This is a genomic window from Actinomadura rubrobrunea NBRC 15275 (assembly GCF_001552235.1).
Taxonomy (GTDB): domain Bacteria; phylum Actinomycetota; class Actinomycetes; order Streptosporangiales; family Streptosporangiaceae; genus Spirillospora; species Spirillospora viridilutea.
The window spans coordinates 1-13,825 of sequence record NZ_BCQU01000134.1 but is presented as its reverse complement, the minus strand read 5'-3'; the positions used below and the strand labels follow the sequence as shown (position 1 = coordinate 13,825).

10 protein-coding genes are annotated in these 13,825 nt (G+C 74.3%); 7 read left to right on the top strand and 3 right to left on the bottom strand.

Annotated elements, in window-relative coordinates; translation table 11 throughout:
* From AR3_RS27210 to AR3_RS27200, 3 genes are all read left to right on the top strand, one after another.
* The coding region (locus AR3_RS27210) for an SseB family protein (RefSeq protein WP_174545492.1) at positions 1 to 1,211 on the top strand (1,211 nt) is incomplete at its 5' end.
* A complete protein-coding gene (locus AR3_RS27205) occupies positions 1,208 to 1,576 on the top strand; it encodes a UCP033725 family protein (protein ID WP_067918232.1) in 369 nt (122 codons plus the stop codon). The genes AR3_RS27210 and AR3_RS27205, both read left to right, overlap by 4 nt.
* A gap of 247 nt (positions 1,577 to 1,823) precedes the next feature.
* Positions 1,824 to 2,771: a hypothetical protein gene (locus AR3_RS27200; RefSeq protein WP_067918229.1), complete on the top strand. Its 948-nt coding sequence runs from the start codon at positions 1,824 to 1,826 to the stop codon at positions 2,769 to 2,771.
* Positions 2,772 to 2,825: 54 nt separating this feature from the next.
* On the opposite strand, the gene AR3_RS27195 is transcribed toward AR3_RS27200, so the two are convergent.
* Positions 2,826 to 3,653 (bottom strand): TrmH family RNA methyltransferase, encoded by an 828-nt coding sequence (locus AR3_RS27195; RefSeq protein WP_067918228.1) that lies wholly within the window; start codon positions 3,651 to 3,653, stop codon positions 2,826 to 2,828.
* Between the two features lie 227 nt (positions 3,654 to 3,880).
* Positions 3,881 to 4,918 (bottom strand): endonuclease/exonuclease/phosphatase family protein, encoded by a 1,038-nt coding sequence (locus AR3_RS27190; protein WP_067918223.1) that lies wholly within the window; start codon positions 4,916 to 4,918, stop codon positions 3,881 to 3,883.
* Between the two features lie 498 nt (positions 4,919 to 5,416).
* Between AR3_RS27190 and AR3_RS27185 the strand changes: the two genes are divergently transcribed.
* From AR3_RS27185 to AR3_RS27175, 3 genes are all read left to right on the top strand, one after another.
* Positions 5,417 to 7,684, top strand: coding sequence for a substrate-binding domain-containing protein (locus AR3_RS27185; protein ID WP_083952119.1), 2,268 nt, complete (start codon positions 5,417 to 5,419; stop codon positions 7,682 to 7,684).
* A 423-nt stretch (positions 7,685 to 8,107) separates the two neighbouring features.
* The gene (locus AR3_RS27180) at positions 8,108 to 9,703 is read left to right on the top strand and encodes a sigma-70 family RNA polymerase sigma factor (RefSeq protein ID WP_067918220.1); all 1,596 of its coding nucleotides are present in this window, start codon (positions 8,108 to 8,110) and stop codon (positions 9,701 to 9,703) included.
* Between the two features lie 259 nt (positions 9,704 to 9,962).
* A complete protein-coding gene (locus AR3_RS27175) occupies positions 9,963 to 11,459 on the top strand; it encodes an RNA polymerase sigma factor (RefSeq protein WP_067918219.1) in 1,497 nt (498 codons plus the stop codon).
* Positions 11,460 to 11,503: 44 nt separating this feature from the next.
* Here the strand turns inward: AR3_RS27175 and AR3_RS27170 are convergent, their stop codons facing one another.
* Positions 11,504 to 12,631 (bottom strand): phosphotransferase family protein, encoded by a 1,128-nt coding sequence (locus AR3_RS27170; RefSeq protein WP_067918217.1) that lies wholly within the window; start codon positions 12,629 to 12,631, stop codon positions 11,504 to 11,506.
* 447 nt (positions 12,632 to 13,078) lie between these two features.
* On the opposite strand from AR3_RS27170, the gene AR3_RS27165 reads away from it, so the two are divergent.
* On the top strand, positions 13,079 to 13,825 hold a 747-nt coding region (locus AR3_RS27165), incomplete at its 3' end, for a hypothetical protein (RefSeq protein ID WP_174545491.1).

The window sequence follows — 13,825 nt, the reverse complement described above, 5'->3', positions numbered from 1 at the left end:
AGGCCGGGCCGCGCCCCGGCGAGCAGGCCCCGGCCGCCGCCGCGCCGCCCGAACAGCCGGCGCGGCAGCCGGCCGACGAACCGGAGTTCGAGCCCGGCAACCGCATCGACCAGGAGCTGTACGAGGCGGCGCAAAGCGGCGACTCCGACGCGTTCCTGCGGGTGCTGCTGGCGGCCAACGTCCTGGTGCCCATTCCGCAGGACGCGCCGCTGGAGGTCACGCCCGTGCAGCGGGAGTTCCGCTGGGACGCGGCGATGCGCGGCACGTCGGCCGTGCAGGTGTTCACCTCGCTGGTGCGGCTGCGCGAGGTGCTGCCCGAATCCCGATTCGTGTACGCCGACTTCCGCGAGCTCATCGCCTCCTGGCCGCGCGAGGACTGGGCCATGCTGCTCAACCCCGGCACCCGGATCGGCGCGTCGCTGAGCGGCGACCAAGTGCGGTCGCTCAGCGAGTGGGCGATGCGCGTCGGGCTCATGCCGCCGCGGCCCGAGCCGTTGGCGTCCCCCTCCGCGGACCCGCTCGACACGGCGCCGCAGTCGTTCGCCGCGGCCGACGCGCCGCAGCCCCAGCGGCCGGAGACCGCGCCCGCCGCAACGGAACCCGAACCGCAGGCCGCCCCGTACACCCAGGGCGCCCGCCCGGCCGTCCCCGAGCCCGACCCCGAACGGACCGCGCAGCCGGTCATCATGCAGAAGGTCGTGCCGCACGGCCACGTCAGCTGGTACCTGGAGCAGGGGTACGACCGGGTGGGCGGCTTCGTGCACCCCGCGGTCGACGTCGCCGAACTGCAGACGCCGGTGCAGCTGTACGAGGCGCTGGGCCTGCTCTACGAAGGGTCGCCGTTCAGTCCGGGGGACGAGGGCGTGTACGTCATCCGCTGGCCCGCCTACTGCCCGGACCTCTACCGGATCCCATTCGGCGGGCAGACCGAGGAGGAACGGTCCGCCTGGGGCGACGCGGGCTGGGTCATCGAGCGGCCGCCGTTCCACGGCAACGGGTTCGCCCCCGGCAGCGCGGGCTCGATCCGCGAGTACAAGGTCGACAGTGTGCGCCTTCCCTACGGGGCGGAGATGTACTACCTGGGCATGGACAGATCCGAGCGGTTCGTCGCCATGTACGACCCGGACCAGCTGGCATGGCTGCGTCCCGAGACGCCCCCGGAGGACGGGGGCGGCGCCCGGGGCGGCGACCGGACGGAGGTTCCGCGATGATCCGGGACGGTTACGTCGCCCGCTGGCTGGGCCGCGAGTTCGAGGCCGTGCCCGGCGCCGACGGCGACGTGCGGCTCTACGCCCCCGAGCCCACCGACGGCTTCGAGGAGCTGCGGCCGGGCCGCCACCGGCGCGTCGTGCCCGCCCACGAGATCGAGGAGCTGCGGTACGTGCGCACCGTGTGCACGTGGCGCGGCGAGCCGTTCATCGTGGTCGGCGAGCACGAGACGTGGCTGCGCGTCGAATACGCGGGCGGCCGCGCGCCCGTCGCCGAACGGCTCGGCCTGGACCGCATGGACCACGGCGTCTGGCAGGCGTGGGCGCCGCGCAACGAGGTCCAGGACCTCCGCGAGGAGCTCATCTGACCGTCACACTCATCTGACCGTCACGGGGCCCGGCGGCGGCCTTCCGGTACCTTCCTGTATCGCGCCGGATCGCTGCGGACGGGCGGAAAGACGGGCATTCGGGTTGATTGCATCGTGGATCCGTGTTCGCATGATGCAGAGTGCGCGCCCGGGGTCAGCGCTGCCCCGGAGACACGGCGGTCAACGACGACGAACCCACGGAGGTGCGGGGGCGGTGCTCTCCCGATCGGCACGTAGTCCGCTCATCGTGAGCCTGAGCACCGCGGCCGTCCTCGCCGCCGGCGCGCCCCCGGCCCTCGCCGCCGACGTTCCGAAACTTGCGGTGACGCTGACGGCCACTCCGGCGGTTCAGGAGGATCCGACCAAGCCCATCGACCTCACGGCGGTCGTATCCGCCGAGGGCGAGACGATCAAAGATGTCGTCCTGGAGGGCTTCACCGTCGATCCGGAGGGCCTGGCGAAGATCGACGGCGAGTGCACGCAGGACTGCGCGCTCGGCGATATCGAGGTCGGCGAAGACCGGGAGATCAAGGCGACGGTCAGCGTTCCGCCGGACATCAAGTCCGAACAGACCATTCTGGTGACGGTCACGGTCGACTCGGAACAGACGGAGCGCGAGTTCGACGCCGCCTCGGTCGTTTTCGTACCGCCGAAGTCCTCCTCGCCGCCCTCCCCGCCGTCGCCGAGTCCGCGTCCCACGCCGACCCCCACGCCGTCGCCGGGGCAGGGGAAGAAGCCCTCCGACGGCAAGGAGGACAAGGGCGAGGACAAGAAGGACGACGACGGCGGCAGTGGCGGGTCCGGCTCCAGCGGCAGCGGCGGGAGCAGCTCGTCCGGGTCGGGGTACACGCCGCCGTCGCCGAACGCGTCGTTCACGCCGCCCCCGTCCTCGGCTCCGGGGGTGTCGCTGCCGTCGATCGCGCCGCCGAGTCCGTCGCTCGCGCCCGGGCCGACGTCGCCGACCCCGGAGAGCAGGCTGCGCAACAACAAGGCGCCCGTCGCGCAGGACCTCACGTTCGAGCGGATCGCCAGCACGCAGGTGGCCTGGCTGGCGGCGCTGCTGGCGGCGTTCTCGCTGCTGCTGACGCAGTTGCGGCTCGGACGACGCCGCGCCCTGCCGGGCGCGGCGCCCGCGGTCGCCGCGCGGCGGAAGGGCGCCCATCGGCGTCCTCGCCGCGGCGCCTTCGGCAAGTGAGCTCCGCCGAAAGCGGGCGGGAACGCGGGGCGCGGCGGCCGGTCCCCGGGCCGCTCAGCGCATGAGGGCGTGGCAGGCGATGGCGGCCGCGGCGACCACGTTGAGCGAGTCGACGCCGTTGGCCATCGCGGCGGCGCTCATGGGGATGCAGACGGCGTGGTCGGCCTCGTCCAGCCAGCGCGACGACAGGCCGTCGCCCTCCGAGCCGAGCATGAGCGCGACGCGGTCCGCGGGCCCTTCCACGGCGGCGAGCGCCTTGTCCAGGGGGACGGCCGACTGGTCCGGTGTGAGGGCGAGCAGGGTGAAGCCCGCCGCGCGCAGCTCCGACAGCCCGTCGTGCCAGGACGTCATGCGGGCGTACGGGATGGCGAACACCGCGCCCATCGACACCTTGACCGAGCGCCGGTAGAGCGGGTCGGCGCACCGCGGGGACAGCACCACGGCGTTCACGCCGAGCGCGGCGGCGCAGCGGAAGATGGACCCGACGTTGGCGTGGTCGACCAGGTCCTCCAGGACCAGGACGCGGCGGGCGTCCGCCACCAGGTCGGCCGTCGCGGGCAGCGGCAGCCGCTTCATCGAGGCGAGCGCCCCGCGGTGGACGGGGAACCCGGCGACGGCCTGAACGGTGGCGTCGTCGGCGACGTACACGGGCGCGTCGGTGCGTTCCAGCACGTCGGAGAGCGGTTCCACCCAGCGCCGGGCCATCAGGAACGAACGCGCCGGGTACCCGGTGCCCACGGCCCGGCGGATGACCTTCTCCCCCTCCGCGATGAACAGCCCGTGCTCCGCTTCCAGGCTCTTGCGCAGGTTGACGTCGCGCAGCCGCACGTAGTCGGCCAGCCGCGGGTCGGCGGGATCGGAGACGGTGACGAACCGGGCCACCCCTCAATTCTGCCGCCGTCCGGCGACGGCGCCGTCACGCCCCGCTCGCGGCGGCGCCCGTCCCCCCCGCAGATGGCCGGATGCGGCCATTTCAGCAGCGTCGAATGTCCGGATACGGCCACGATCGCATCGGCCGCCTTCCGCGACCTTCACAGCGCGTGGAAATCGCATTCAGATGATCACAGAACGCATCGATGACATCGCGGGCCCGATCGGGCCGGAGGGCCTTACGGAAGGCGGATCTCGGCGTGGACGGCGCGGTGGTCGCTGCCGGGCAGGTCGTACACCGCGACCTCGCGGACCGCGCACCGCTCGTCCACCAGCACGTGGTCGATCGTCAGCGGCGGGCGGCGCGAGCCGAGCCCCCACGTCGGGACGAGCCCGGCGCCCGTCCGGTCCGCGGCGTCGGCGTAGCCGCGTCCGAGGAGACGGCGCAGGCCGGCGTGGTCGAGCGTGGCGTTGAAATCGCCCGCGAGGATCCGGATCGGCTCGGAGGTCTCGTCGACCGGATGCGAGGCGGCCGGCCCATGGAAGGAGGACGTGGGCGCGGGGTCGCCGCCGGGCAGAGGCGCGCGGGCGGCGGGGAGTTCGGCCAGGTCGTGCCGCCACCGGCGGTACCAGTCGGACGACAGCGGCGGCACGGGATGGACGGCGGTCACCACGATGCGCCGTCCGCCCGGCAGGGCGATCTCGGCCTCCGGCATCGCCGTCGACATTCCCTCCAGCGGCGGCAGTGCGAGCAGGGGGTGGCGCGAATAGATGGCGGCTCCGCGGGCGCTGACACGGGCCTCATCCACTTTGTAGGGCAGCAGGCGCGTCAGGCCGGCGCGTTCCAGGCGGTCGCGGGCGCCGGGGGTCAGCTCCTGGAGGCTGAGCACGTCGGTTCCGTTGCGGCGGACGAGGTCGACGATCCGCCCGGGGTCGGCCCGGCCGAACAGCAGGTTGGCCGTCAGCACCCGCACGACCGGGCCGCGGGCGGAGGGCTGGGCGCCGCCCACGGCGCGCGGCAGCACGGCCGCCGCCAGGGCGACCGCCACCGCGGTCGCCGCGACCGCCGCCCGCCGGCGGCGGAGCAGCAGCGCGACGACGATCGGCAGCGGCGCGGCGGCCGCCGCGTACGGGGTGAAGGCCAGCATGGGCGCCAACGCCGATCCGACGCCGGGCAGCCGGTCGCCCCCGGCGAGCCGGGCGCCCGCCCACAGCGCCCATGCGGCGACGCCCGCCCACGCCGCCGACGTGCGTACACGACCGGCAATCGTGGACATTTCCCTCGCCGAGGCCGCCGATTGCCGTATGCTCGCCTCGCTCAACAGTCCCCCGATTCCGTGCGCTCGCCGTCCCTTGCACTATGACGGAACAGAACCGGATCCGGGTTTCCCGGCGTCGCGTGTCGGGCCGGATGCGCTTCGTGACGGACGCCGGGCAGAGCGTTCGTCGATTCGTCATCCGGTCGTGACCTGCGGAACTATCGAATTGAGCCTTTTGTAACCTCTGGTTCGTACCACTACAGTGCCGGGGAACGTCGGTGGGTTTCTGGTGAAACGAGGACAGCCGTGAGTGGACGTCATCACAGTGATCTCCCCGAGGGCCCACGGGGTGACGATGGGATCGACCCGTCCAGGCCAGTCTTCGGCCCGGCGAACGACGGCTCCTCCGACTGGTTCGGCCCGCGTCCCGCGCACCAGAGGCGGCAGGGCGGGCCGGGCGCGCCGACCGGCGAACCGGCGGCCGGGGCCGCACCCGGCACCCCGCCCGGCGGCGCGATGATCCCCCCGTCGGGTCCGGGCGACCGTCCGGTCGCCGGCCCCGGCGTCGGCGGCTCGCGGCCCTCGTCCGGCACCGAGACCCCCGAGTGGTTCACGCCGCGGCAGTCCGCCGAGCAGCCGACGTTCGGGGCGGGCGGTTACGGCGGCGCCTCCGACTCCGGCGGGTACGGGTCCGACTCCGGCGGGTACGGGTCCGACTCCGGCGGGTACGGGTCCGGCCGGTCGGCGGCCTCGGACGTCTACGGGTCCGGGCCGTCGCAGTCGCCGCCGCCCGGCGGCGCGCCCTCCGCGTCCCCCGGCGGCGCGGACGCCGGGTACGGCAGGTACGAGTCGATCCGCAGCTCCGACGGCGGACCGACCGGGTACCCGGGCGAGGGTTCCGGCGGGTACCGCGACTACGAGCGGGGCGGCTCGGGAGGCTACGGCGGCGGTCCCGGCGGTTCGGGCGGTTACGGCGGCGGAGGCGGCTCCGGCGGCTACGGCGGCGGTTCGCGCGGTTCCGGCGGCTACGGCAGCGACGAGTACGACAGCGGACGGCGCAAGAAGCGGCGCAGCCCGGGCGCGCTCATCGGACCGATGGCCGGCGCCGTCGGCCTCGCCCTGCTGCTCGGCGTGGGCGTGTACGCGTTCGCCGACGCCCGCGGCGGGTGCGGCGAGGACGACGCGCTCGTGCTGGACGTGGCGGTGTCCGCCGACATCGAGCCCGCGGTGGTGAAGGCCGCGCAGCGCTTCAACAACGCCCGGCACGAGGTGGACGGCAAGTGCGCGCAGGCCCGGGTCGCCAAGGCCGAGCCCGCGTCGGTCACCCCGCTGCTGTCGGGGCAGGCGGTGCCGACCGCCACCAACCGGCGTCCCGACGTGTGGATCCCCGACACCTCGCTGTGGACGTCGCTGGTCCGCGCGTCCGAGAAGGGCAAGGACGCCATCAAGACGCCGGGGACCTCCCTGGCCAGCAGCCCCATCGTGGTGGGCATGCCGCGCACGCTGGCGACACGGCTGCGCCAGCAGGGCATCACGTCCACGCCGTCCTGGGACAACCTGCTGAACGCCGCGGGCGGCACCCCGGGCGGCGCGGTCACCAAGAACCAGGTGATCCCGGCCAAGGCGGTGCGGCTGGTGGTGCCGGACCCGGCGCGCAACGGCGCCGGGATGGGCGCCCTGATGGTCACCAACACGCTGCTGACGAACGACCCCAACCGGAACTCCATCTTCACCGGGATCGTCCGCACGGTGCGCGAGAGCATGACGCCGACCGTGCAGGCGCAGTTCAGCCTGTTCCGCAAGGGCCGCACCGGCCGGCAGCCGATCTCGCTGTCGTCCGAGCAGGCGCTGTACGCGTTCAACCGGACCGGGCCGTCCGAGCCCGCGGTCGCCCTGTACCCGGTCGAGGGCACGCTGTCGTTGGACTACCCGTTCACCGTCGTCACCGATGACGGCGCCAAGCGCAAGGCCGCGCGGCTGCTCGAGCGCGAGCTGACCGGCGAGGAGTCCCGCAAGGAGATGCAGCGGCTCGGGTTCCGCACGCCGGACGGCAAGGCGCCCGAGGGGTTCACCCAGCAGATGGGCGTGAGCCCCGCGCGTCCCCGCAAGCTGCCCTCCCCGAAGGACGCCGAGGTGGCGAAGGTCATGCAGGCCTGGTCGAAGCTGACGCTGGGCCTGCGCATCCTGACCATCATCGACGTGTCCGGGTCGATGGCCGAGCAGGTCGCCCCGAACACCACCCGGCTGCAGGCCGTCGCGCAGCTGTCCCAGGGCGGGCTCAGCATGATGTCCAACGACACCGAGCTGGGCCTGTGGGTGTTCTCCACCAACCTCCAGGGCAAGCAGGACTGGCGCGAGCTCGTGTCGGTCGGCCCGCTGGGCGAGCGCGTCGGGTCCAGCACCCGCCGCAACCTGGTGCTGTCCAGCCTCGGCCAGATCCAGCCGCGCGGCGACACCGGCCTGTACGACACCGTCCTGGCCGCGTACAAGAAGATGAGCGACAGCTACAAGCCCGAGTTCGGCAACTCGATCCTGCTGCTGACCGACGGCAAGAACGAGGACGCCGACGGGCCCACGCTCAAGGAGACCCTGTCGCGGCTCAAGTCGATGGTCGACCCCAACAAGCCGATCCAGGTGAACATGATCGGCTTCGGCCCCGGGACCGACCGCAACGAGCTCGAGAAGATCGCGGCGCTCACCAACGGCAACGTCCAGGTGGCGCAGACGCCGCAGGAGATCTCCAAGATCTTCCTGAAGATGCTGTCCCGCCGCATCAGCGACTGAGCGCGGACCCCGAACCGCACCGCCGACGCCCGGCGAACGGATCCCACCCGTTCGCCGGGCGTTCGTCGTTCCCGGCCGCCGCGCCGTCCCCTGGCGGCCCGCGTCCGCGCCGGGAGGTGTTCGCGCAGGTCACGTGGCGTACGGAGCGGCTGAGACGGGAGGGCGGAGCCGAGCCGCACGAGGCCGAACGGATTTTTCGAGATTTGTTCGTCGGAGGTGTCAACCGGGGGCGGGGGTCGGCCGTCATGTAAACGGAGGCCCGACGGGGAGCGGGGCCGTCGGGCCTCCACTTCCTTCCCCGTGTCCCCTGGCGGGGCCGGGCCCGCGGGGTCCGGAGGAGAACACGGCACGGCTCGCAAGAAGAGCACCATCGCGGCGCGTCCCATGACCGCGGTGCCGACATCTCAGTTCGCGGGAGGACCCGTGTCCCCTTGGCCCAGTCTCGATCGCGGGGACGACCTCAGGCTCGCCCTGGCGCTGGCCGCCGACGACCGCGACGACGCGGGGGACGACGCCCCCCGCGATCTGGATCCGACCGAGGCCCTGGCCCAGGTGGTCGACCGCTATGCCGCGCGCCTCTACGACTACGCCCACGCGCTGCTGCGCGACCAGGAGGCGGCCGCGGCGGCGCTGCACGACGCCTTCCTGCAGGCGTACGCGCACGCCGGGGTGCTGCGCGAGCCGGTCAGGTTCCGGTCCTGGCTGTACGCGCTGGTCCGCAACGAGTGCCTGCGCCGCCGCGCCGCCCCGGACTTCCCCACCGAGCGCCGGGAGGCGCCCGAGGTGGAGGACGTGTTCCTGGACGCCCCCGAACGGGCGCAGCGCTTCGAGCTGCGCCGTCTGGTGCACGGCGCGCTGACGGCGCTGCGCGGCACCGAACGGGAGGCCCTCGACCTGCTGCTGCGGCACGGCCTGGAGGCGGCCGAGGTCGGCGCGGTGCTGGGCATGGACGCCCGGCAGGCCGCCGACCTGACCTCCGCGGCGCGGCAGCGGCTGGACGACGCGCTGGCCGCCGCGCTGGTCGCCCGGGAGGGGCGGGAGGCGTGCCCGCAGGCGGCGGAGCTGGTCGAGGGGGAGGACGACGGGCCGCTCCCGCCCGCGACCGCCCGCAGGCTGCTGCGGCACATCTCGCACTGCGCGACGTGCACCGAGCTGCGCTACCGGAGGGTGTCCACGGTCCGGTTGCTGCAGGTGCTGCCGGTGGCGCTGCTGCCGTCGGAGCTGCCCACGCGCGTCATGGCGACCGCGACCGCACCCGGCCGGGCCCACCTGCGAGCCGACGCGGCCCGGCGCGCCGAGCCGTTCGACGAGGCCGGCTGGCCGGTGCCGGCGGCGCGGGCGCACAAGCGCGGGGGCCACCGCCCGGCGCCCCGGCTGCTGCCCGCCGTCGCCGCGGCCGGCGGACTCCTGCTGATCGTGACCGGCGCGTTCGCCCTGACGCCGCTCGGCCCCGACGGGCGCACCGGGGCGGTCCCCAAGAGCTCCGGCGCGCCGCGGGACCCGTCGTCGTCCCCGTCGTCCGGCGACCCGTCGTCCAGTCCGTCGGACGAGTCGTCGCCGAGCGAGTCGCCGTCGCCCGAGCCGTCCGCGACGCCCACCGCGCCCACGCCGTCCCCGTCGTCGACGTCGCCGACGCCCAGCCCGTCGGCGCGGCCGTCGCGGCGCTCGCCCACGCCCCGCGGCACGCCGACCGGAAGGCTGGCGGTTCAAGACTGCACGATCCCCGAGGGGCAGCTCTCGTGCCCGGTGTCGGTGAGCGCGGTGGGCGGGCCCGTCACGTGGTCGGTGACCGGCACGTCGGGCGGCCTGAGCGCCTCCGGCGGCGGACGGCTCGCGGCGGGCGCGACGGCGAGCGTGACCGTGTCGCGTCCGGAAAACTGCCCGCCCGGCAGCCACTCCGGCAGCGTGAGCTTCGCGCCGTCGGGCTCGGCGACCGTGACCTGGACCTGCCCGGCGCAGGAGCCGCCGGACGACGGCGGCTCGCAGGCCGGCGCCCAGGAGGCGGCCGCCCGGCCGTGACCGGCCGAGCACGCACGCTCCGGCGGTCCACCCCGGCTCCGACGACCGACTTCACCGCAAAGAGACCCAGATCACAACTTTTCTGTAATCGTGCGTCTACGTGGTGAAACGACCACGTAGAGTGCCCCATTGCATCCCAACAGTCCCGGATGCCTCTGAAATCTCCCGAATTTGGTGGCAGGATCTGTCAACCAGAGTCCGCCGACGGGCGTCGGGGCTCGCTGCGGGGGTTCGGATCATCGAGCACGGGAGGGTCGTCGTGGCCGCTTGGCCTGAACCGGGCCGTTTCGCTGACCCCCGGCTGGCGGAATCACTGCGGGTCGGGGACGTCATCGCGCTGTCGGAGGTGTACGACACCTACGCGCCCTTGCTGTACGACTACTGCCACGGTCTGCTGCGCGACCGCGTGGAGGCCGCGGGGGCGCTGCGCAACGTCATGATCGCGGCGCGCGAGCACATCGCCGGGCTCGCGCATCCCGAGCGGCTGCGCGGCTGGCTGTACGCGCTGGCCCGCAAGGAGTCGCTGCGCCGGCGCGACAACCCGTCGCGGCACGTCGGGCAGCAGGCGCCCGAGGTCGACGACGGGGAGCTCACCGAGGAGCAGTACGCCCGCCGCGAGGAGCGGCGCATGCTGGCGCTGAGCGCGCTGGCCGCGCTCACCGGACGCCAGCGCGAGGCGATCGACCTGGTGGCGCGGCACGAGCTGGACTCGGTCGACCTGGCGGGCGTGTTCGGCATCTCCGCCGAGGAGGCGGACGTTCTGCTGGCCGAGGCGGACGCCGCGCTGGAGTCGGCGCTGCACGCCGCGCTGGTGGCCCGCAACCACTGGGAGGACTGCCCCAGCCTGTCGGCGCTGACCGAGACCTGGCCGCTGTCGCCGCAGGCGGCCCGCTCGGTGATGCGGCACGTGTCCAACTGCCCCACCTGCGGTGAACGGGACACGCCGCGGCTGCCCGCCGACCGGCTGCTGGCCGTGCTGCCGGTCGCGGCGCTGCCCGGAGAGCTGCGGCTGGACGTGCTGTCCGCGGTGACCGACCCGGAACGCGCGGACAACCGGCGCGCCATCGCCGCCTGGGCCGAACCGTTCGACGAGTGGGGCTGGCCGCTGCCCTACCGGCCCGGCACGTCGCGCGCCCGCGAACGCGAGAACTCCCGGCGCAAGGGCCCGGTCGTCGCCGCGGTCGCCGCCGGGATCGCGGCCGTCGTGCTGATCGGCGGCTCGGTCGCGGCGTTCACCGGGGGATCCGACGGCTCGAACGAGCCCGCGGCCGCCTCGCCGAGCGGCGGCGCCACGTCGTCGTCGTCCGGAGAGGACCCGTCGCAGTCGCCGACGGACCCGTCGGTCGAGCCGAGCGCCCCGGCCACGAGCGTCTCGCCGTCGCCGACCACCACGAGCCCGTCGCCGTCGAAATCGCCGTCGAAGTCGCCGTCGCCCACCCGGACCGCGACCTCCTCGCCCCAGCCCACCTCCGAGCCGGAGCCGCCGCAGCCGCCGCGGCCGGGAACCCTGTCGGTCTCCGGGTGCAGCATGGGCGTGAGCGAGTCGTGCGTGGTCACCATCACCGCGGTCGGCGGCCCGGTGCAATGGTCCGTGACCGGCACGTCCGGCGCGCTGTCCGCGCACGGCTCCGGCACCCTGCAAGCGGGCGAGTCCGCCGGCGTGCGGGTGTCGCGGACCAACGGACTGTGCTTCGGCCGGCGCACGGGCTCGGTGTCGTTCTCCCCCAACGGCACCGCGAGGGTCTCCTACTGCTGAGGGCCCCGCCGCCGTTCGAGCGGCGCTCCGCCGCGCCCCGGCGCCTACCAGGGGGAGCCGGAGTCCAGGATGCGGTGGGCGCGGGCGACCAGCACGGGGACGCCGTCGCCGATCTGGTCGAACCCCTCCCCCACGGTGGCCTTCTGCAGGTAGCGGGCGTGGATGCCCTCCAGGATGACCGCGAGCTTGAAGCAGGCGAACGCCACGTAGAAGTCGAGGTCGGCCAGGTCGAACCCGGTCAGCGCGGCGTACCGTTCGGCGAACTGGCGGCGCGTGAAGAACCCGGGCGCCGTGGTCACGGACGCGCCGACCGGCAGCCTCTCGGCGTCCGGGTCGTCGGCCTGGGTCCAGTAGACGAGCGTGAGCCCGAGGTCGGACAGCGGGTCGCCCAGCGTCGACATCTCCCAGTCGACGACCGCGGCGATCTCGGGCCGCGGCTCCAGCCGCACCAGCGCGTTGTCCAGCCGGAAGTCGCCGTGCACGAGCCCGGCGCGCCCGCCGGACGGCAGCCGCTCGGCCAGCCGCTCGGCCAGGCGGTCGTACTCGGGCACGTCGTGCACGGCTCCGGCGGCGCGGATGGCCTCCTGCGAGGCGTCCCACTGCTTGCCCCAGCGGCGCAGCTGCCGCGCCATGTACCCGTCGGGGCGGCCGAAGTCGCCGAGGCCCACCGCGTCCGCGTCCACCAGGTGGATCGCGGCGAGCGCCTCGGCGAGCCGCTCGCTGAGCCCGCGGGCCTGCTCGGGGGAAAGGTCGCCGGCGTCCTCGGCCTCGCGCAGCACCCGCCCCGTCACGTGGTCCATCAGGTAGAACGGGGCGCCGATGACGCTCTCGTCGGCGCAGAAGGCCAGCGTCGTCGGCACCGGCACGTCGGTGCGCGGCCCGAGCGCCGACAGCACCCGGTACTCGCGGCCCATGTCGTGCGCGGTCGGCAGGACGTGCCCGAGCGGCGGCCTGCGCAGCACCACATGGCGCTCACCCCCGGCCCCGCCGTCCGGACCGCCGTCGGGGCCGCCCTCCAGGACGATCCGGTAGGTGAGGTTCGACCGGCCGCCGGAGATCAGCTCGACGGCGGTGATCCGTCCGCAGCCGGGTAGCGCCTGCGCCAGCCAGCCGGCCAGGCGGGGGACGTCGATGCCGGGGACCCCGGCCGGGAGTTCAGCGTCAACGGTCATGACGTCCTATTAGAACGCGGCTCGGTCCGCGCTGTGAACCCCGCCCCTGGCGAAGCGGATGCCGCGGTCCGAACCAGCTGCCGAGGACACATCATGCCCCACCGAAGGTAACTCCTCGGCCACTTCCGGCCGTTTGTCCGCAAGAAATTCTCATACCCTGGGGAACGCCGGTTATCGCCTCGGTGACCGCCTCGTCACCGAGACACGCCTCAGACTGTTATGTACGAAACCGCGGCGGGAGGACGATATGAAGGGGCGGACGGGGTTCATTCCGGACAGGTGACCCGGATCGCGTCGGTCCGGGACCGCGCCGCCGGAGCAGCCCATGGCGGCAGGCCGGGTGCCCTCGCCCGGCCGGGCGACAGCACAGGACGAGACCAATCGTGGGCCGCGGCCCGATTGGGGGGACACACTGTGGCAGACGCATGGCTGCCAGGAGCCGGACGCATGCCGGTGCAGCAGGACGGCGGCGCGCTGGGGGGAGGTGCTCCCCGCGTGGTATGGCTCACCAGCGAATCCGATCCGCGTCTGGTGTCGGCCAGGTCGGTGGCGGCCGACCTGGCGCGCGAGAGCCGGCCCGCGCACCTGGTGTGGAACCCCGGTTCCGGCGAGGTGGTCCAGCAGGTCCCCATCGTGCGGGCCGCCCGGGCGCTCAACGGACGTGCCGGCCGGGAGGGGCGGATCTGCGCGCAGATCATGGTGGTCGGCCGGGCCCGCGAACCGTTCACCGCGGGGCTGCTCGCCGGGCTCGAGGAGATCATGCGCTGGCTGGACTCCTGGGGCGTGCCCCGGCGCTGGCCGGCCGGACCGCCCCTGCCGTCCCCGCAGTCCTACCACTCGGGCCGCTCGCGCCGCGACTGGGCCCGCGGCGGCCACTACGGCGCCTGCCAGGTCCCCGGCCTGTCCCGGCCCGACCCGGGCGGCATCGACATCGACCGCATCACCGGCGCCCGCGCCCCGGTCACCGCCGTCCCGCGGCCGCGTCCCGTCCCCGAGGCCGCCGCCGCGGACCCCGCCCTGGTGGAGGCCCGGATCACCGCGCGGCGCGGCGGCGACCCCCTGCGCGCGCCGGACACGGCGAACCCGCGGCACACGCCCGCCCCCGACTTCCCGCCCGCGAAGGTGGCCCACGTCGCCGCCGTCGTCCCGGCCGCCATGGCCGCGGCGGGCTGCGACGACGTGCCGGCGCCCGCC

Bases quoted from the DNA above. Each gene is read 5' to 3' on its own strand.
- AR3_RS27170 (WP_067918217.1), bottom strand. From the start codon at position 12,631: ATGACCGTTGACGCTGAACTCCCGGCCGGGGTCCCCGGCATCGACGTC.
- AR3_RS27185 (WP_083952119.1), top strand. From the start codon at position 5,417: ATGATCCCCCCGTCGGGTCCGGGCGACCGTCCGGTCGCCGGCCCCGGC.
- AR3_RS27190 (WP_067918223.1), bottom strand. From the start codon at position 4,918: ATGTCCACGATTGCCGGTCGTGTACGCACGTCGGCGGCGTGGGCGGGC.
- AR3_RS27205 (WP_067918232.1), top strand. From the start codon at position 1,208: ATGATCCGGGACGGTTACGTCGCCCGCTGGCTGGGCCGCGAGTTCGAG.